The organism is Pseudomonas sp. NPDC090233, from assembly GCF_044772285.1.
Lineage (GTDB): Bacteria > Pseudomonadota > Gammaproteobacteria > Pseudomonadales > Pseudomonadaceae > Aquipseudomonas.
The window spans coordinates 39,300-57,124 of record NZ_JBIVYQ010000006.1; the positions used below are offsets into that span (position 1 = coordinate 39,300).

Genomic DNA, 17,825 nt, shown 5'->3' on the forward strand with positions numbered 1-17,825 from the left:
ATGAGCTGCAAAATGGGATTCACTACCATTTACGCCTCTCATACGATCCGAGGAGTGCTCTCCATGTTGCCACGCAAGCCCCTACTGGCCGCTCTGGCCCTGACCCTGTTCGGCGGCACGGCCCAGGCGGCGGACGAAGTGGTGGTGTACTCCTCGCGCATCGACGAGCTGATCAAGCCGGTGTTCGACGCCTACACCGCCAAGACCGGGGTCAAGATCAAGTTCATCACCGACAAGGAAGCCCCGCTGATGCAGCGCATCAAGGCCGAGGGCGAGAACGGCGTGGCCGACCTGCTGCTGACCGTCGATGCCGGCAACCTCTGGCAGGCCGAGCAGATGGGCATCCTGCAGCCGATCAAGTCGGACATCATCGACCAGAACATCCCGCCGCAGTACCGCGCTTCGTCCCATGACTGGACCGGCTTGAGCCTGCGCGCGCGGACCATCATCTACTCCACCGACCGGGTCAAGCCGGCGGAACTGAGCACCTACGAAGCCCTCGCCGACAAGAACTGGGAAGGCCGCCTGTGCCTGCGCACGGCGAAGAAGGTCTACAACCAGTCGCTGACGGCCACCCTGATCGAGACCCACGGCGAAGCGAAGACCGAGCAGATCGTCAAAGGCTGGGTGAACAACCTGTCCACCGACGTGTTCTCCGATGACAACGCGGTGATCCAGGCCGTCGCGGCCGGCCAGTGTGACGTGGGTGTGGTCAACACCTATTACTACGGCCGCCTGCACAAGCAGAACCCGAACCTGCCGGTGAAGATCTTCTGGCCCAACCAGGGCGACCGTGGGGTGCACGTCAACCTGTCGGGCATCGGTCTGACCAAGCATGCACCGCATCCGGAGGCCGCCAAGAAGCTGGTGGAATGGATGACCGGCGAGGAGGCGCAGAAGCTGTTCGCCGACATCAACCAGGAGTTCCCGGCCAACCCGAAGGTAAAACCTTCGGACGAAGTCGCGGCCTGGGGCAGCTTCAAGGCTGACAGCATTGCGGTTGAAGTGGCCGGCAAGCGCCAGGCCGAGGCCATTCGCCTGATGGATCGGGCTGGCTGGAACTGAGTTATCCTTCCGGGGCCTGTCAGGGCCCCTTCGCGGGGCAAGCCCGCTCCCACAGCGGTCGCCATTGCACTTGAGACTTGAGCCTTGCCCCACACCCCCCAACGCCGCTGGTACCTCCCGGTCACCTTGACCGCCGCCCTGGTGCTCCTGCCGCTGAGCGTCCTGCTGCTGTCCTGGCAGTCGATCGACCTGCAGATCTGGTCGCACCTGCTCGACACCCAGATGAGCCGCCTGCTCGGCAACACCCTCACCCTGGTGCTGGGGGTAGGCGTTGGCGTCACCGTGCTTGGCGTCAGCCTGGCCTGGCTCACCAGCCTTTGCGAGTTCCCCGGCAGGCGCTGGCTGGACTGGGCGCTGATGTTGCCGTTCGCCATTCCCGCCTACGTGCTGGCCTTCGTCTTCGTCGGCCTGCTGGACTTCGCCGGCCCCGTGCAAAGTGCCTTGCGTGAGGTGTTCGGGCCCGTGCGCCTGCCGCGGGTGCGCTCCACCGCTGGCGTGATCATCGTCCTGGTGCTGGTGTTCTACCCCTACGTCTATCTGCTCGCGCGCACGGCGTTCCTGGCCCAGGGCAAGGGCCTGATGGAAGCAGCGCGGGTGCTCGGTCTGTCGCCGCTGCAAGCCTTCTGGCGGGTTGCCCTGCCCATGGCGCGCCCGGCCATCGGTGCCGGCATCGCGCTGGCGCTGATGGAAACCTTGGCCGATTTCGGCGCGGTGGCGGTGTTCAACTTCGACACCTTCACCACCGCCATCTACAAGACCTGGTACGGCTTCTTCAGCCTCTCCAGCGCCGCCCAGCTGGCCAGCCTGCTGCTGCTGGCGGTGATGCTGGTGCTGTACGGCGAACGCCGTGCCCGTGGCGCCACGCGCACCGGCAACGAACGCCCGCGCGGGCATGCGCTGTACCACCTGCATGGTATCAAGGCGTTGCTGGCCAGTGGCTGGTGCCTGTTGGTGTTCGCCTGCGCCTTCGTCATCCCGCTGCTGCAGTTGCTGGTCTGGTTCTGGCAGCGCGGGCGGCATGACCTGGACGAACGCTACATTGGCTTGGTGCTGCACACGCTGTATCTGGGCGGCATGGCTGCCTTGATCACGGTGTGCGTGGCGCTGGTGCTGGCATTTGCCCGACGCCAGGCGCCGACCAGTGGTATCCGGGCCGGGGTCGGCCTGGCCAATCTGGGCTATGCCTTACCAGGCTCTGTGCTGGCGGTGTCGATCATGCTGGCCTTCAGTTACCTCGACAATCAGCTGGTGATCCCGCTGTCCACGTGGCTGGGCGGTGCCGGCAAGCCGCTGCTGTTGGGCAGCCTCGCGGCGTTGTTGTTGGCCTACCTGGTGCGCTTCATCGCTGTGGCTTACGGGCCGCTGGAAGGCAGCCTGGAGCGCATCCGCCCATCGCTGCCTGAGGCATCGCGCAGCCTGGGCGTCGGAGGCGCAAGATTGTTTTTCAAGGTGTATCTACCGCTGTTGGTTCCCGGCGCGCTCAGCGCTGCGCTGCTGGTCTTCGTCGATGTGCTCAAGGAAATGCCCGCCACCTTGCTGATGCGCCCGTTCGGCTGGGACACCCTTGCGGTGCGGGTGTTCGAGATGACCAGCGAAGGCGAGTGGGCGCGTGCCTCGCTGCCTGCCTTGACCTTGGTGCTGGTGGGCCTGCTGCCGGTCATCGGCCTGATCCGCCGTTCCGCCAAACGCCCCGGTCACAGTCACTGAGGGTGTCAGTCCGCGCCCTTGCGGCTACAATGCGCGGCATTCGCGCGACGGGTCCTACAAGAAGAGCTGACGACCACACGTCAACGACCGCCGCCGCTTCGCCACGCCCGGAAGGAGAAACCCATGGGACAGCGCACGCTTTTATACGACCTGCACTTGGCGCTGGGTGCCAAGACGGTCGACTTCGGTGGCTGGGACATGCCCCTGCACTATGGCTCGCAGGTCGAGGAGCACCATCAGGTGCGCAGTGACTGTGGGGTGTTCGATGTTTCCCACATGACAGTGATCGATGTCGATGGCAGCGATGCCAGTACCTGGCTTCAGCGTCTGCTGGCCAACGATGTCGTCCGCCTCGATGGCGTCGGCAAGGCGCTGTACAGCCCTCTGCTCAATGAAAACGGTGGAGTCATCGACGACCTGATCGCCTACCGCACCGAGAGTGGCTACCGCCTGGTCACCAACGCGGCCACCCGCGCCAGGGTGCTGGCTTGGCTGGAAGCCCAGAGCGCTGGCTTCTCGGTCGGTATCGAGGTGCGCCCCGATCTGGCCATTCTTGCCATCCAAGGCCCACAGGCCCGGGAAAAGGTCGCAGCCTTGCTCAGCCCCTCGCGCGCTGCACTGATCCGCCAGCTGCGCCCATTCGAAGGGCTTGCAGAGGGCGACTGGTTCATTGCCCGCACGGGCTACACCGGTGAAGACGGGTTGGAGATCATCCTTCCAGGTCGCGAAGCGGTGGCGTTCTACAACGATCTGGTCGGCGCCGGTATCGCCCCCAGCGGCCTTGGCGCACGCGACACATTGCGCCTGGAAGCTGGCATGAACCTCTACGGCCAGGACATCGACGAAAACCACACCCCGCTGACCTCAAACCTGGGTTGGAGCATCGCATGGGAACCGGCCGAGCGCGACTTCATCGGCCGCGCCGGCCTGCTGGCGGAAATCGAGCACGGCGTGCAGGACAAACTGGTCGGCCTGGTACTGGAAGAACGCGGTGTTCTGCGTGCCCATCAGGTAGTTCGCGTGGCCGGGATTGGCGAAGGGGAGATCACCAGTGGTAGTTTCTCTCCTACGCTAAGCAAGTCCATTGCCCTGGCGCGTGTACCCATGGCCACCGGCGACCGCGCCGAGGTCGAGATTCGCGGCAAGTGGTACCCGGTGCGGGTGGTCAAGCCGACCTTCGTGCGCCACGGCAAGATTCTGATCTGAACAATCAACGGCGGGCCGACCGCTGACCCAATCGAGGAATACAAGACATGAGCAATATCCCCGCCGATCTGCGTTTTGCCGAAAGCCATGAATGGGCCCGCCTGGAAGCCGATGGCACCGTGACCGTGGGCATCAGCGACCACGCCCAGCAGGCCCTGGGTGACGTGGTATTCGTAGAGCTGGCTGAAGTTGGCAAGGTGTTCGCTGCGGGTGATGCGGCGGGCGTGGTCGAGTCGGTGAAGGCCGCTTCGGATATCTATGCCCCGGTGGGTGGTGAAGTGATCGCGGTCAACGAAGAGCTGGCCGACAGCCCGGAACTGCTCAACGAAGAACCTTACGACGCGTGGATCTTCAAGCTCAAGCCAAGCGACAAGGCTGAACTGGACAAGCTGCTGGACGCTGACGGTTACAAAGCTGCTATCGGCGAGTGATACCGCGTCGTCTGCTTCGCGGCTGAAGCCGCTCCTACAGGATGTTCATTGAACCTGTAGGAGCGGCTTCAGCCGCGATGAGGCCGGCACTGCCAAAGCAACTTTCCCCGCAGAATCGGCAATCCTTCCTAGACTTATAAGTCTCCATGAGACCTGGTCCAGGAAGAGAGCGTCGTCATGTCCCAATCGCCATCCCTGCATCAACTGCAAGAACTCAACCCTTTCCTGCGCCGCCACCTGGGCCCCGATGCCGCAGAGCAGCAGGCCATGCTCAGCGCCCTCGGCCTCGCCAGCCGCAGCGAGCTGATCGAGCAGACCGTCCCCCCAGGCATCCGCTTCAACCGCGCCCTCGACTTGCCCCCGGCCCTGGACGAACAGGCCGCGCTGGCCAAACTTGCCGGCTACGCCGAACAGAACCAAGTCTGGACCAGCCTGATCGGCATGGGCTACCACGGCACCGTCACGCCCACCGTCATCTTGCGCAACGTGCTGGAAAACCCCGGCTGGTACACCGCCTACACCCCCTACCAGCCAGAAATCGCGCAGGGCCGGCTGGAAGCCCTGCTCAATTTCCAGCAGATGGTCATCGACCTGACCGGCCTGGCGCTGGCCAACGCCTCGCTGCTCGATGAAGCCACTGCCGCTGCCGAAGCGATGGCCCTGGCCAAGCGCGTGGCGCGCAACAAGAGCAATGCGTTCTTTGCCGATGAGCACTGCCACCCGCAAACCTTGTCGGTGCTGAGAACCCGGGCCGAAGGCTTCGGCTTCGAGCTGATCGTCGATACTGTGGATAACCTCGCCCAGCACCAGGTATTCGGCGCACTGTTGCAATACCCGGACACCCATGGCGAGGTGCGTGACCTGCGTCCGTTGACCGATCAGCTGCACAGCCAGCAAGCGCTGGCCTGCGTGGCGGCCGACCTGCTCAGCCTGGTGGTGTTGACCCCGCCCGGCGAGCTCGGCGCCGATGTGGTGCTGGGCTCGACCCAGCGCTTCGGCGTACCCATGGGCTACGGTGGCCCGCATGCGGCCTATTTCGCCTGCCGTGACGACTACAAGCGGGCCATGCCGGGGCGCATCATCGGTGTGTCGCGCGACGCCCGTGGCAACACGGCGCTGCGTATGGCGCTGCAGACCCGCGAGCAGCATATCCGCCGTGAGAAGGCCAACTCAAACATCTGCACGGCCCAGGTGCTGCTGGCCAATATCGCCGGCTTCTATGCGGTGTACCACGGCCCTGAAGGCCTGCAGCGCATCGCCCAGCGCGTGCACCGGCTGACCTTCGTGCTGGCTGCCGGCCTCGAAGCCAAGGGTATGAAGCGCCGCAACCAGCATTTTTTCGACACCCTCACGCTGGATGTCGGCGGTGCCCAGGCGGCCATCATCGAAAGCGCGGAAGCGGCGCGCATCAACCTGCGCATTCTCGGGCGCGGGCATCTGGGCGTGAGCCTGGATGAAACCTGTAACGAAGACACCGTGCTGCGCCTGTTCGATATCTTTCTTGGCGTGGACCACGGCCTGGACATTGCCAAGCTCGACCAGCAGGCTCTACCCGAAGGTATTCCCGCAGCGCTGGTACGGCGCACACCGTTCCTGGCCCACCCGGTGTTCAACCTGCATCACAGCGAAACCGAGATGCTGCGCTACCTCAAGCAACTGGAGAACAAGGACCTGGCGCTGAACCAGTCGATGATTCCGCTGGGCTCCTGCACCATGAAGCTCAACGCCACCAGCGAAATGATCCCCATCACCTGGCCCGCCTTCGCCAATCTCCACCCCTTCGCGCCTGCCGCCCAGGCCACCGGCTACAAAGCGATGATCGACGAGCTGGAGTGCTGGTTGTGTTCCATCACGGGCTTCGATGCCATCTGCATGCAGCCCAACTCCGGTGCCCAGGGTGAGTACGCCGGGCTGATGGCAATCACTCGTTACCACCGCAGCCGCCATCAACCGCAACGCACGTTGTGCCTGATCCCCTCGTCGGCCCACGGCACCAATCCCGCTTCGGCGCAGATGGCCGGCATGGAGGTGGTGATCGTCGATTGTGATGAGGACGGCAACGTCGACCTGGATGACCTCAAGGCCAAGGCCGCTGCCGCTGGCGAGCGCTTGTCCTGCCTGATGGTCACTTACCCCTCGACCCATGGCGTTTACGAGGAAGGCATCCGTGAAATCTGCGACGTCGTGCATCAGCACGGCGGCCAGGTGTACATGGACGGCGCCAACCTCAACGCCCAGGTGGGGCTGGCACGGCCGGCGGACATCGGTGCCGATGTGTCACACATGAACCTGCACAAGACCTTCTGCATCCCTCACGGTGGTGGCGGCCCGGGCATGGGGCCGATTGGCATACGCGATCACCTCAAGCCGTTCGTTGCCAGCCACCCGGTGGTGCCAGTGCCAGGCCTGGACCCGAACATCAGCGCGGTCAGCGCCGCGCCCTGGGGCAGTGCGAGCATCCTGCCGATCAGCTGGATGTACATCGCCATGATGGGCCCGCAGCTGGCCGATGCCAGTGAAGTGGCGATTCTGTCGGCCAACTACCTGGCCGGCCAACTCGGCGGCGCCTTCCCGGTGCTGTACCGAGGTCGCAACCAGCGGGTGGCGCATGAGTGCATTCTTGACCTGCGGCCGCTCAAGGCACAGACCGGGATCACTGAGGAGGATGTTGCCAAACGCCTGATGGACTATGGCTTTCACGCCCCGACCATGTCGTTCCCGGTACCGGGTACGCTGATGGTCGAGCCGACCGAGAGCGAATCCAAGGCCGAGCTGGACCGGTTCGTCGAGGCGATGTTGGCGATTCGTGCGGAGATCGGCGAGGTGCAGGAGGGTAACTGGCCGGCAGAGGACAACCCGCTCAAGCACGCCCCGCATACCCTGGCCGATGTGTTGGCGCCGTGGACCCGGCCATACAGCCTGGAACAGGCAGTCGCCCCCAGCGCTCACGTGCGCCAGCATAAATACTGGCCAGCGGTGAACCGGGTCGACAATGTGTACGGGGATCGAAACTTGTTCTGCGCGTGCGTGCCGCTGGAGGACTATCGCTAGGCTTCTTTCGCGGCTAAAGCCGCTCCCACAGATGTTCATCTAACCTGTGGGAGCGGCTTCAGCCGCGAAAAGAACGACGCAGTTACTCGGCTACCGCATTCTTCGCCAGGATGGCATTGGCCAGTTCCATATCGCTGGCTTGCAGGCTTGGGTTCTCGGCCCGTACCTCACGCATCGCCGCTTCCAGATATGGCCCACGAATAGCGCCCTCGCTGGCCACGAAGCTGCCGGCGTCATCCTGCGCCGCGATGACCAGCTTGTGATCCCTGGAGGTCAGGTAGGTCGATGCCGTGGTCGCACCGGAAGAAATCACGTTGCGCCAGAAGGTGTCGGCAAAGGCAGAGCCAACGGGCAGCGAAAGCAGGGCTGCGGCTGCGATGGCGGTTTGGAGACGCATGATGAAACACCTCGAAGGATGAGGGTTGAAGATGCCCGCTTTGATTGTGCATAGGGGGCGCAAGTTCCTTGTGTACAAGGGTTTTTGCTTCACGCGCAAACCCGAAGCACTTCCTCTGGAAGGGTCAGCCCACGGGCCACTTTTGCTTCCCCGCAGCGGCGCAGGTCCAGCAGACCTTCGTCCAAGGCGTGTTGCCGTAGGCTCGCCAGGTCGGCCCCGGCGCCGATCCGCGCCCGCAGCTGTTCGCTGGGCACCAGCAGCTCGAACAAGCCCGTGCGGCCATGAAAACCGGTGCCGCGGCAAGCCAGGCAGGGTTGGCCGCTGGCAGATGACCCAACCTTCTGGCATTCCCGGCAGAGCAAGCGCACCAGCCGCTGGGCCATCACCCCGCCCAAGGTGGCCTTGATCAGGTAGTCGGCCACCCCCAGCTCCAGCAGACGGGTAATGGCACTGCAGCTGTCGTTGGTGTGCAGGGTCGACAGCACCAGATGCCCGGTAAGAGCGGCCTGCACGGCCACCAGAGCGGTCTCGCGATCGCGGATCTCACCGATCATGATGATGTCCGGGTCCTGGCGTAGCAGGGCACGTACGCCGTTGGCAAAGCCCAGGTCCAGGGCCGGTTGCACCTGCAGTTGGTTGAACGCCGGCTCCAGGCGCTCGATCGGGTCTTCGATGGTGCACAGGTTGACCTCCGGCGTAGCAAGCAGCTTGAGGCTGGCGTAGAGCGTGCTGGTCTTGCCAGAACCCGTAGGCCCCGTCACCAACAAGATGCCTTGCCGACGTTGCAACAGTGCCTGCCACTGCGCCAACTGCTCGCCCTCAAGGCCCAGGTGGTCGAAGTTCTCCTGCCGCTGCTGCGGATCGAATAGCCGCAGCACCAGTTTTTCGCCGAACGGGGTGGGCAGGGTCGACAGCCGCAGCTCCACTTCACGGCCACCAGACAGGGCGCTTTTCACCCGGCCATCCTGAGGGCGGCGCTTCTCCGCCACATCCATACGCCCCAGGTGCTTCAGGCGGCTGACGACGGCCAGGGTCACGCTGGCGGGAAAGGCATAGACCGTGTGTAACAGGCCATCGATGCGATAGCGCAGCCGGCCCTGCTCGCGGCGCGGCTCCAGGTGGATATCGCTGGCGCGCTGCTCGATGGCGTACTGCAGCAACCAGTCGACGATGTGCACGATATGCGCATCGTCGGCGCTGGCTTCACCTTGGCGTTTTCCCACTTCCAGCAGCTGTTCGAGCTCCCCCAGGCTGGCGGCCTGCTGATGCTGTGCCCCCTGCACCGAGTGGGCCAGGCGGAACAATGACTGGGTGAGCTGGCGCAGTTGCAACGGGCTGGCCAGCACATGATGGACCGGTTTGCCCAGGCTGCGGGCCAGGTCGGCTTGCCAGTCGCGCCGGTAGGGTTGGGCGCTGGCCACGGTAACGCCGTGGCTGTCGCTGGCGAGAATGAGTATGCCGTGGCGTTGGGCGAACGCCGGGGAGATCAGCCCGTTGACCTGGGACAGGTCCAGCTGCATGGGGTCGATGCGTTGGTAAGGCAGGCCGACCTTGCTCGCCAGCCACAGGCAAAGGCTGTCCAGGTTCAAGCGCTGGCCGGGGTGCCGGCGATTTTCGAGGTTCAGGGCGGCGATGGTTTCGAGGGGATGGCGGGCCGGTGGTGTGGCCGCGAGGTCGAGCACCTGCCGTGCATCGCTGGGGTTCAGGTGCTGGTCGGCCTGCAGGGCATCCAACAGGCGTTCGAGGTCGAGGGATTGATCGTCGGGCTTGCGCATGGCGGCATCCGTGCCAGGTGATGAATTCCTGGTAAAGGCTAGCCGGGCTTGCTGGATCGAGCGCTGGTAAAGGGTTTCGGGATCTTGCCGAGATGCCTTTGCGCATTCAGCATCGGCCCGATGCCAGCTCAGCCAGCCAATATCGATCACGTCGGTGAAAGTTTTTTCGCTATGATTTGATCGGTTTGCAGATTTTGCAGATGAATCAATTCAAAAGGTCGAAGTTTGAGGAAATATTAATGCAAGGCGAGTTGGATGCTTATGACAGACGCATTTTGGAGCTGCTGCAAGAGGATGCGTCACTGTCCAGTGCGCAGATCGCGGAACGCGTGGGCCTGTCGCAATCGCCCTGCTGGCGCCGCATACAGCGGTTGAAGGATGAGGGGATTATCCGTGGGCAGGTGACTTTGCTCGACCGCAAGAAGGTCGGCCTGAATACGCAGATTTTCGCGGAGGTGAAGCTAAACGCCCATGGCCGTTCCAACTTCACCGAGTTCACCGAGGCGATCCGCGGTTTTCCGGAAGTGCTGGAGTGCTATGTGCTGATGGGGGCGGTGGACTTTCTGTTGCGTATCGTCACCCAGGACATCGAAGCCTATGAGCGGTTCTTCTTCGAAAAGCTGTCGAACGTGCCGGGGATTCAGGAGGTCAATTCGATCGTGGCGTTGTCCGAGATCAAGTCCACTACCAGCCTGCCACTGACACGGTGAGCACTTCGCGGGCAAGCCCGCGAAGTGCTCGGTTCAGTCTCAAGCCTTGAGCAGATGCTTCCAACCACGGCTCTGATCAACCGCCCGAGCCTGCTCGATACGCGCTTCGAGCAACTCGCCAGGCTCTTCACCCAACGGCAGCTCCGCCAGTTCATGCAGCTTCTTCAGGTCGCCATACAAGCGGTCCATCTGCGGCGCTTCCAGCACCTGGCGCGCATGGTGCAGCCAGGCCAGCAGTTGTTCGATGCGCGGCAGCTGCTCAGCCAGGTCTTCCGGGCGCTGGGTATACAGCCCGAGCTTCAGCGCGCGGCCTTCTTCACCCAGCAGGTGTGCCAGCCAGCTGGCCAACTGCGCCTTGCCCTGGCGCTCGCCACGGCCCTTGCGCTCTGCGGTCCAGGCACGGGCCAGCAACCAGCGCGAGGTTTCCAGGGAGAACTGGCCCCAGCGCACGTCTTCCAGCTCTTCGAGGAACTGCTCAGGCGCGGCGCGGCGGATGTCTTCGTCGTCATTGCCGGCCTGCACCAGCGGGCGCCAGTCTTCCAGCAGGGCGTCGAGGCTGGCGCGCAGCTCGCGGGTGGTGGCACGTGGCGCGGCCTGACCCAGGCTTGCGACCAGTGCACGTAGTTCGGCCAGGCACTGCACCCAGTCCTGCAGCAGGCGCCAGTGGCCATTGTGGCGATACTGCTCGGCCAGGCGCTGGCTGCTGCCGAGCAACTGCCAGGCGAGCGCGGTGAAGGCATCGTCCACGGCCATTTCCGCGTCCAGCTCGGTGCTGGGCAGGCCCAGTTCGTAGCTGTCCGGCTCCAGCAGGCGGTAGCCGCGCTCGGCCTTGCTGATGTCGCACGGCATCAGCGGCAGGCTGGCAGCCAGCTCGGCGGCCAGCTCCAGCAGGGCTTCGGGGTCGCCCTCGCGCAGTTCCAGCTCCAGTTCGCAGATCTCTTCCTTGCGTTTGCCGGCGATCACGAAGCCCTGGTCCAGGGCGGCCTCGATCACCACCTTGCTCTTGCCCCGGCCCCAGGCGATTTCGGCGAATTCGCGGGTGAAGTCGGTGGTGAACAGGGGCTTGATGGTTTTCTTGTCCAGCTCGGCCAGTTGCTCGGGCCAGCACGTGGCATCGAGCTTCTTCAGGTCGAGCTTGGCCTTTTCCAGGTTCCACTCGTACTCGTTGCGCTCGGACAGCCCCGCCACGCTCTGGCCGCGGCACTTCAAGGTCTGGATGATCACCTCACCGTCGCGGCGCAGGCGCAGGGCCACGCGGGCGGCGGAAAGCTCGCGCTCCGGGGTGTCGAAGTACTGGTTGAGCAGTTCGCGGGTCTGCCAGCCGGACTTGTTGCGCTTTTTCAGCAGAGGGTGCTCGCGCAGTGCGGCCAGGGTGTCGCGGCTGGCGCGGAGCTTGAGTTCGGTTTCTTTGTGCATCGCAGGCTCGAAGGGAAGGCGTGATTGCCGTGCAGTCTACAGGACTGGGCTGGCAACGGTTTATTCCTTACGGCGGATAGCCCTATGATGGGCAACGCTTTCGAGGAGTACGCGCATGCCGTTGCCAACGCTGAAAGACCAGTTTGCCGCTTTGATCGCCGCGCCCTCGGTCAGTTGTACCCAACCCGCGCTGGACCAGTCCAACCGCCAGGTCATCGACCTGCTGGCCGGCTGGTTGGGCGACCTGGGCTTCAGCTGCGACATCCAGCAAGTCACCCCCGGCAAGTTCAACCTGCTGGCCAGCCGTGGCAGCGGCCCAGGCGGCCTGGTGCTGGCCGGCCATAGCGACACGGTGCCGTACGACGAGCAGTTATGGGCCAGCGACCCGCTGAAGCTGACCGAAGTCGACGGCCGCTGGGTGGGGCTGGGCAGCTGTGACATGAAAGGCTTTTTCGCCCTGGTCATCGAAGCGGTGATTCCGCTGCTGGAGCATGATTTCAAGCAGCCATTGTTGATCCTCGCCACTTGTGACGAAGAAAGCTCGATGTCCGGTGCCCGCGCCCTGGCCGAGGCCGGCCAACCGCTGGGCCGTGCGGCGGTCATCGGCGAGCCGACGGGCCTGCGGCCGATCCGCATGCACAAGGGCATCCTCATGGACCGCATCGACATCCTGGGCCGCAGCGGCCATTCCTCCGACCCCAACCTTGGGCGCAGCGCGATGGAAGCCATGCACGCGGTGATGGGCGAGTTGATGGGCCTGCGTCGGCAGTGGCAGGACACCTACCGCAACCCGCAATTCACAGTGCCCACTCCCACCATGAACTTCGGCTGCATCCACGGCGGCGACAACCCCAACCGTATCTGCGGCCAGTGCGCCCTGGAATTCGACCTGCGTCCGCTGCCGGGCATGGATGTCGAACAATTGCGTGCGGCCATCCGTGAAAAACTGCAGCCAGTGGCCGAGCGCCACGAGGTGCGCATCGACTACGCACCACTGTTCCCCGAGGTGCCGCCGTTCGAGCAGGCTGCCGATGCCGAGCTGGTGCAAGTGGCCGAACGCCTGACCGGCCATCGCGCCGAAGCGGTGGCGTTCGGCACTGAAGCGCCTTATCTTCAGCAGCTGGGTTGCCAGACCATCGTCCTCGGCCCTGGCGACATCGCCTGCGCCCACCAGCCCGGCGAATACCTTGAAATGTCACGAATCGAGCCTACCGTGCGTCTATTGCGTGACCTGATCCGGCACTATTGCCTCGATTAAACGTCCACCCTGCTGATTCGTTCTTGCCTAGAGGAGACCGCGCGTGACCGCAAGCCTGTTCCGACGATGATCCTGAACGCCGTGTGATCCAACGTTCTCCGTCCACTTTATCCACAGGCCCTGTCATGCCCGATTACGTCAACTGGCTGCGTCATGCCTCCCCGTACATCAATGCCCATCGCGACTGCACCTTCGTGGTCATGCTCCCCGGCGATGGGGTGGAACACCCGAATTTCGGCAATATCGTCCACGACCTGGTGCTGCTGCACAGCCTCGGCGTGCGCCTGGTGCTGGTGCATGGTTCGCGCCCACAAATCGAGAGCCGCCTGGCCGCCCGGGGCCTGACCCCGCACTACCACCGCGGCCTGCGTATCACCGATGCGGCGACACTGGACTGCGTGATCGATGCCGTAGGTGCTCTGCGCCTGGCCATCGAGGCGCGCTTGTCGATGGACATCGCCGCCTCGCCGATGCAGGGCTCACGCCTGCGCGTGGCCTGCGGCAACCTGGTGACCGCACGGCCAATCGGCGTGCTCGAAGGGGTGGACTATCACCACACCGGCGAAGTACGGCGCATCGACCGCAAGGGCATCAGCCGCTTGCTCGACGAGCGTTCCATCGTGCTGCTGTCGCCGCTGGGCTATTCGCCGACTGGCGAGATTTTCAACTTGGCCTGTGAAGACGTGGCCACCCGTGCCGCCATCGAGCTGGGCGCCGACAAGTTGCTGCTGTTCGGCGCCGAGCCCGGCTTGCTGGACGAGCAAGGCAAGCTGGTGCGTGAACTGCGTCCGCAGCACATCGCGCCGCACCTGGCGCGATTGGGCACGGATTACCAGGGCGAGCTGCTGGATGCCGCCGCCGAGGCCTGCAAAGGCGGTGTGGCACGTAGCCATATCGTCAGTTATGCCGAAGATGGCGCACTGCTGACCGAGCTGTTCACCCGAGGTGGTGGCGGCACGCTGGTGTCGCAGGAGCAGTTCGAGGTGGTGCGTGAGGCGACCATCGAGGATGTCGGCGGATTGCTGGAGCTGATCAGCCCGCTGGAAGAGCAGGGCATCCTGGTGCGGCGCTCGCGTGAGGTGCTGGAGCGGGAAATCGAGCAGTTCAGCGTGGTCGAGCGGGAAGGCATGATCATCGCCTGTGCGGCGCTGTACCCGATTGCCGATTCGCAGGCCGGTGAGCTGGCGTGCCTGGCGGTTAACCCGGAATATCGCCATGGTGGGCGTGGCGACGAGCTGCTGGAGCGGATCGAGAGCCGGGCGCGGGCGTTGGGATTGAATACACTGTTCGTGCTTACCACGCGGACTGCGCACTGGTTCCGTGAGCGTGGCTTTGCGCCCAGTGGCGTGGAACGGCTGCCGGCGGCGCGGGCTTCACTGTACAACTACCAGCGTAATTCGAAGATTTTCGAGAAGTCGCTGTAGCTTCAGCGCAGAAAAAAACGCCGCCCTGATGGGCGGCGTTTTCGTTTACACGGTATGCAGATACCAGTTGTACTCGAGGTCGGAGATCGAATGTTCGAACTCCTCCAGCTCGCTCTCCTTGCACGCGACGAAGATGTCGATGTACTTCGGATCGATGTACTTGTTCAGGATCTCGCTGTCGTCCAGCTCGCGCAGAGCATCGCGCAGGTTGTTCGGCAGGCTCTGCTCCAGCTGCTCGTACGAGTTGCCTTCGATCGGCTCGCCCGGCTCGACCTTGTTGGTCAGGCCATGGTGCACACCGGCCAGCACGGCGGCCATCATCAGGTACGGGTTGGCGTCGGCGCCAGCCACGCGGTGCTCGATGCGCACCGCGTCTGCTGAACCTGTAGGAACGCGCAGGGCCACGGTACGGTTGTCCAGGCCCCAGCTCGGCGCATTCGGCACGTAGAACTGGGCGCCAAAGCGACGGTACGAGTTGACGTTCGGGCAGAGGAACGCCATGGACGCAGGCAGGGTCTCGAGCACACCGCCGACAGCGTGACGTAGCGCGGCGTTCTGCTCGGGATCCTCGCTGGTGAAGATGTTGTTGCCATCTTTGTCCAGCACGGAGATGTGTACATGCAGGCCGTTGCCAGCCTGGCCCGGGTAGGGCTTGGCCATGAAGGTGGTATCCATTTCATGGTCGTAGGCGATGTTCTTGATCAGGCGCTTGAGCAGCACGGCATAGTCACAGGCCTTGAGCGGGTCGGCGACGTGGTGCAGGTTGACTTCGAACTGCGCCGGGGCGCTTTCCTTGACGATGGCGTCGGCCGGAATGCCTTGCTCCTTGGCACCTTCGAGGATGTCCTGGAGGCAGTCGGCGTATTCGTCGAGGTCGTCGATCAGGTACACCTGGGTCGACTGCGGGCGCTTGCCCGAGATCGGCGAGCGGGGTGGCTGCGGGCGGCCGTTCACGTTCTCCTGGTCGATCAGGTAGAACTCCAGCTCGAACGCGGCGCAGATGGTCAGGCCCAGGTCGTCGAACTTGGTCACCACCTGGCGCAACACTTCACGAGGGTCGGCGAAGAACGGCTCGCCTTCGATCTCGTGCATGGTCATCAGCAGTTGAGCGGTCGGGCGCTTTTGCCAGGGCTCGTTGCACAGGGTATCGGGGATCGGGTAGCAGATGCGGTCGGCATCGCCGATGTCCAGGCCCAGGCCAGTGCTTTCAACGGTCGAACCGTTGATGTCGAGGGCGAAGAGGGAGGCCGGCAGGTTGATGCCTTTCTCGTAAACCTTGTGGAGGCTGGTGCGCTCAATGCGCTTGCCACGCACCACACCATTCATATCTGCAATCAGAAGGTCAACGTAGAGAACCTCAGGATGTTCCTTAAGGAACGCGTTCGCTTCGTTAAGCTGAACGGCACGCGGGGGTACCGACATGATGCAACACCTTTGTTGTTAAAAATATCAATCAAGGGGGGCTTGCAGGACCAGTCAATCGAAAAGACCTACTGATGTCAAGCCAACCCCATGATGCCCTGAAATGGCACATCTACGGCAGATTTGCTGCATATCGGGGCGTGCCATTATCCGCTATTTCCCTGCAGAAGGGCTATCTCCGACATGCCGTGTTTTATTTTTTACGGAGGTGTTGTGTAAAAAAATGAACAAGGCTAAGCTCGGTCACAACCCAAAACACAATAATACGAGGGTCACATGGTCCGCTTGTCGCGACCTGAAAGCGCTGCGTTTGCAGTGCGCTCGGGCATCCCTGTCGTTTCTGCAAGCCTCAATCGCGCTGTGGCCGTCCTGGCCGCAATAATTGACGTTTTGCGGGCCTCGCCCACCCCTCGTAGCGGCGTTTCGCTTCCTTTCTTGTCTTCCTGCCTTTCAAACTCATTACGGACACGCTTGTTTCCAGTGTATCCACTGTGCGCGTGCTCGCGGGTTTTTGCTTTAGCAACCCAGTCCATCCAGAATCAGAGCGCGGACCACATTACCTCCTGAGGTATCTATGAGTAACAACCTCGACCAGCTCACCGATTGGTTGAAAGAGCACAAGATCACCGAAGTCGAATGCCTGATCAGCGACCTGACCGGCATCACCCGCGGCAAGATCTCGCCAACCAACAAGTTCATTGCCGAAAAAGGCATGCGCCTGCCCGAGAGCGTGCTGCTGCAGACCGTGACCGGCGATTACGTCGATGACGACATCTATTACGAACTGCTCGACCCGGCCGACATCGACATGATCTGCCGCCCCGACGAAAACGCCGTATTCCTCGTGCCGTGGGCCATCGAGCCGACCGCGCAGGTGATCCACGACACCTACGACAAGAAGGGCAACCCGGTCGAGCTGTCGCCGCGCAACGTGTTGAAGAAAGTGCTCAAGCTCTACGCCGACAAAGGTTGGCAGCCGATCGTCGCGCCGGAGATGGAGTTCTACCTGACCAAGCGCAGCGAAGACCCGGACTTCCCGCTGCAGCCGCCGGTTGGCCGTTCGGGCCGTCCGGAAACCGGTCGCCAGTCGTTCTCGATCGAGGCGGCCAACGAATTCGACCCGCTGTTCGAGGACGTCTACGACTGGTGCGAACTGCAGCAGCTGGACCTCGACACGCTGATCCACGAAGACGGCACGGCGCAGATGGAAATCAACTTCCGTCACGGCAACGCCCTGCACCTGGCCGACCAGATCCTGGTGTTCAAGCGCACCATGCGCGAGGCGGCGCTCAAGCACAACGTGGCCGCCACCTTCATGGCCAAGCCGATGACCGGCGAGCCGGGCAGCGCCATGCACCTGCACCAGAGCGTTGTCGACGCGGTCACCGGCAAGAACATCTTCAGCAATGAAGACGGCAGCATGAGCGAGCTGTTCCTCAACCACATCGGTGGCCTGCAGAAGTTCATCCCCGAAGCGCTGCCGCTGTTCGCCCCCAACGTCAACTCGTTCCGCCGCTTCCTGCCCGACACCTCGGCGCCCGTGAACGTCGAGTGGGGCGAGGAAAACCGCACCGTCGGCCTGCGCGTACCGGATGCCGGCCCGCAGAACCGCCGCGTCGAAAACCGCCTGCCCGGCGCCGATGCCAACCCTTACCTGGCCATCGCTGCCAGCCTGCTGTGCGGCTACATCGGCATGGTCGAAGGCATCGCCGCCAGCGCGCCGGTGCAGGGCCGCGGCTACGAGCGGCGCAACCTGCGCCTGCCGCTGACCATCGAAGATGCCCTGGAACGCATGGAAGTCAGCCGCGCGCTGACCCAGTACCTGGGCAAGAAATTCATCACCGGCTACGTCGCCACCAAACGCGCCGAGCATGAGAACTTCAAGCGTGTCATCAGCTCCTGGGAACGTGAGTTCCTGCTGTTTGCTGTGTGATCAACCCTGAGGCCGCCCGCCGGCGGCCTG

Annotated in this window: 13 protein-coding genes; 9 read left to right on the plus strand and 4 right to left on the minus strand. The window is 63.4% G+C overall.

Annotation, left to right across the window (positions count from 1 at the left end; all coding sequences use genetic code 11):
• Window positions 1–63: 63 nt before the first annotated feature.
• From ACIQUF_RS17490 to gcvP, 5 genes are all read left to right on the plus strand, one after another.
• Window positions 64–1,065, plus strand: coding sequence for an extracellular solute-binding protein (locus ACIQUF_RS17490; protein WP_403133635.1), 1,002 nt, complete (start codon window positions 64–66; stop codon window positions 1,063–1,065).
• 84 nt (window positions 1,066–1,149) lie between these two features.
• Window positions 1,150–2,772 carry an ABC transporter permease gene (locus tag ACIQUF_RS17495; RefSeq protein WP_403133638.1) on the plus strand — a complete coding sequence of 541 codons (1,623 nt, stop codon included), beginning with the start codon at window positions 1,150–1,152 and terminating at the stop codon, window positions 2,770–2,772.
• A 123-nt stretch (window positions 2,773–2,895) separates the two neighbouring features.
• Entirely contained in the window at window positions 2,896–3,978 is a 1,083-nt protein-coding gene (gene gcvT / locus ACIQUF_RS17500; protein ID WP_403133640.1) for a glycine cleavage system aminomethyltransferase GcvT, read from the plus strand.
• A gap of 47 nt (window positions 3,979–4,025) precedes the next feature.
• Window positions 4,026–4,409: a glycine cleavage system protein GcvH gene (gcvH, locus tag ACIQUF_RS17505; RefSeq protein WP_403133642.1), complete on the plus strand. Its 384-nt coding sequence runs from the start codon at window positions 4,026–4,028 to the stop codon at window positions 4,407–4,409.
• 177 nt (window positions 4,410–4,586) lie between these two features.
• A complete protein-coding gene (gcvP, locus tag ACIQUF_RS17510) occupies window positions 4,587–7,460 on the plus strand; it encodes an aminomethyl-transferring glycine dehydrogenase (RefSeq protein WP_403133645.1) in 2,874 nt (957 codons plus the stop codon).
• An 82-nt stretch (window positions 7,461–7,542) separates the two neighbouring features.
• On the opposite strand, the gene ACIQUF_RS17515 is transcribed toward gcvP, so the two are convergent.
• Together ACIQUF_RS17515 and ACIQUF_RS17520 are read right to left on the minus strand one after the other, a co-directional pair.
• Complete coding sequence (locus tag ACIQUF_RS17515; RefSeq protein ID WP_403133648.1) at window positions 7,543–7,857, minus strand: DUF2388 domain-containing protein; 315 nt, start codon at window positions 7,855–7,857, stop codon at window positions 7,543–7,545.
• Window positions 7,858–7,946: 89 nt separating this feature from the next.
• Entirely contained in the window at window positions 7,947–9,632 is a 1,686-nt protein-coding gene (locus ACIQUF_RS17520; RefSeq protein WP_403133651.1) for a GspE/PulE family protein, read from the minus strand.
• Between the two features lie 239 nt (window positions 9,633–9,871).
• On the opposite strand from ACIQUF_RS17520, the gene ACIQUF_RS17525 reads away from it, so the two are divergent.
• On the plus strand, window positions 9,872–10,342 hold the full coding sequence (locus ACIQUF_RS17525) for an Lrp/AsnC family transcriptional regulator (RefSeq protein ID WP_403134440.1): 471 nt from the start codon (window positions 9,872–9,874) through the stop codon (window positions 10,340–10,342).
• A 39-nt stretch (window positions 10,343–10,381) separates the two neighbouring features.
• Here the strand turns inward: ACIQUF_RS17525 and ACIQUF_RS17530 are convergent, their stop codons facing one another.
• Window positions 10,382–11,758 carry an inorganic triphosphatase gene (locus ACIQUF_RS17530; RefSeq protein ID WP_403133653.1) on the minus strand — a complete coding sequence of 459 codons (1,377 nt, stop codon included), beginning with the start codon at window positions 11,756–11,758 and terminating at the stop codon, window positions 10,382–10,384.
• Between the two features lie 115 nt (window positions 11,759–11,873).
• Here ACIQUF_RS17530 and argE point away from each other — a divergent pair, with 115 nt between their 5' ends.
• Window positions 11,874–13,016 (plus strand): acetylornithine deacetylase, encoded by a 1,143-nt coding sequence (argE, locus tag ACIQUF_RS17535; protein ID WP_403133655.1) that lies wholly within the window; start codon window positions 11,874–11,876, stop codon window positions 13,014–13,016.
• A gap of 125 nt (window positions 13,017–13,141) precedes the next feature.
• A complete protein-coding gene (gene argA / locus ACIQUF_RS17540) occupies window positions 13,142–14,440 on the plus strand; it encodes an amino-acid N-acetyltransferase (protein ID WP_403133658.1) in 1,299 nt (432 codons plus the stop codon).
• 45 nt (window positions 14,441–14,485) lie between these two features.
• Here argA and ACIQUF_RS17545 read toward each other — a convergent pair whose 3' ends face one another.
• Window positions 14,486–15,862: a glutamine synthetase family protein gene (locus ACIQUF_RS17545; protein ID WP_403133659.1), complete on the minus strand. Its 1,377-nt coding sequence runs from the start codon at window positions 15,860–15,862 to the stop codon at window positions 14,486–14,488.
• Between the two features lie 574 nt (window positions 15,863–16,436).
• Here ACIQUF_RS17545 and ACIQUF_RS17550 point away from each other — a divergent pair.
• Complete coding sequence (locus tag ACIQUF_RS17550; protein WP_403133661.1) at window positions 16,437–17,795, plus strand: glutamine synthetase family protein; 1,359 nt, start codon at window positions 16,437–16,439, stop codon at window positions 17,793–17,795.
• Window positions 17,796–17,825 lie beyond the last annotated feature (30 nt).

Bases quoted from the DNA above. Each gene is read 5' to 3' on its own strand.
- ACIQUF_RS17490 (WP_403133635.1), top strand. From the start codon at position 64: ATGTTGCCACGCAAGCCCCTACTGGCCGCTCTGGCCCTGACCCTGTTC.
- gcvT (WP_403133640.1), top strand. From the start codon at position 2,896: ATGGGACAGCGCACGCTTTTATACGACCTGCACTTGGCGCTGGGTGCC.
- gcvH (WP_403133642.1), top strand. From the start codon at position 4,026: ATGAGCAATATCCCCGCCGATCTGCGTTTTGCCGAAAGCCATGAATGG.
- gcvP (WP_403133645.1), top strand. From the start codon at position 4,587: ATGTCCCAATCGCCATCCCTGCATCAACTGCAAGAACTCAACCCTTTC.
- ACIQUF_RS17515 (WP_403133648.1), bottom strand. From the start codon at position 7,857: ATGCGTCTCCAAACCGCCATCGCAGCCGCAGCCCTGCTTTCGCTGCCC.
- ACIQUF_RS17520 (WP_403133651.1), bottom strand. From the start codon at position 9,632: ATGCGCAAGCCCGACGATCAATCCCTCGACCTCGAACGCCTGTTGGAT.
- ACIQUF_RS17525 (WP_403134440.1), top strand. From the start codon at position 9,872: ATGCAAGGCGAGTTGGATGCTTATGACAGACGCATTTTGGAGCTGCTG.
- ACIQUF_RS17530 (WP_403133653.1), bottom strand. From the start codon at position 11,758: ATGCACAAAGAAACCGAACTCAAGCTCCGCGCCAGCCGCGACACCCTG.
- argE (WP_403133655.1), top strand. From the start codon at position 11,874: ATGCCGTTGCCAACGCTGAAAGACCAGTTTGCCGCTTTGATCGCCGCG.
- argA (WP_403133658.1), top strand. From the start codon at position 13,142: ATGCCCGATTACGTCAACTGGCTGCGTCATGCCTCCCCGTACATCAAT.
- ACIQUF_RS17545 (WP_403133659.1), bottom strand. From the start codon at position 15,862: ATGTCGGTACCCCCGCGTGCCGTTCAGCTTAACGAAGCGAACGCGTTC.
- ACIQUF_RS17550 (WP_403133661.1), top strand. From the start codon at position 16,437: ATGAGTAACAACCTCGACCAGCTCACCGATTGGTTGAAAGAGCACAAG.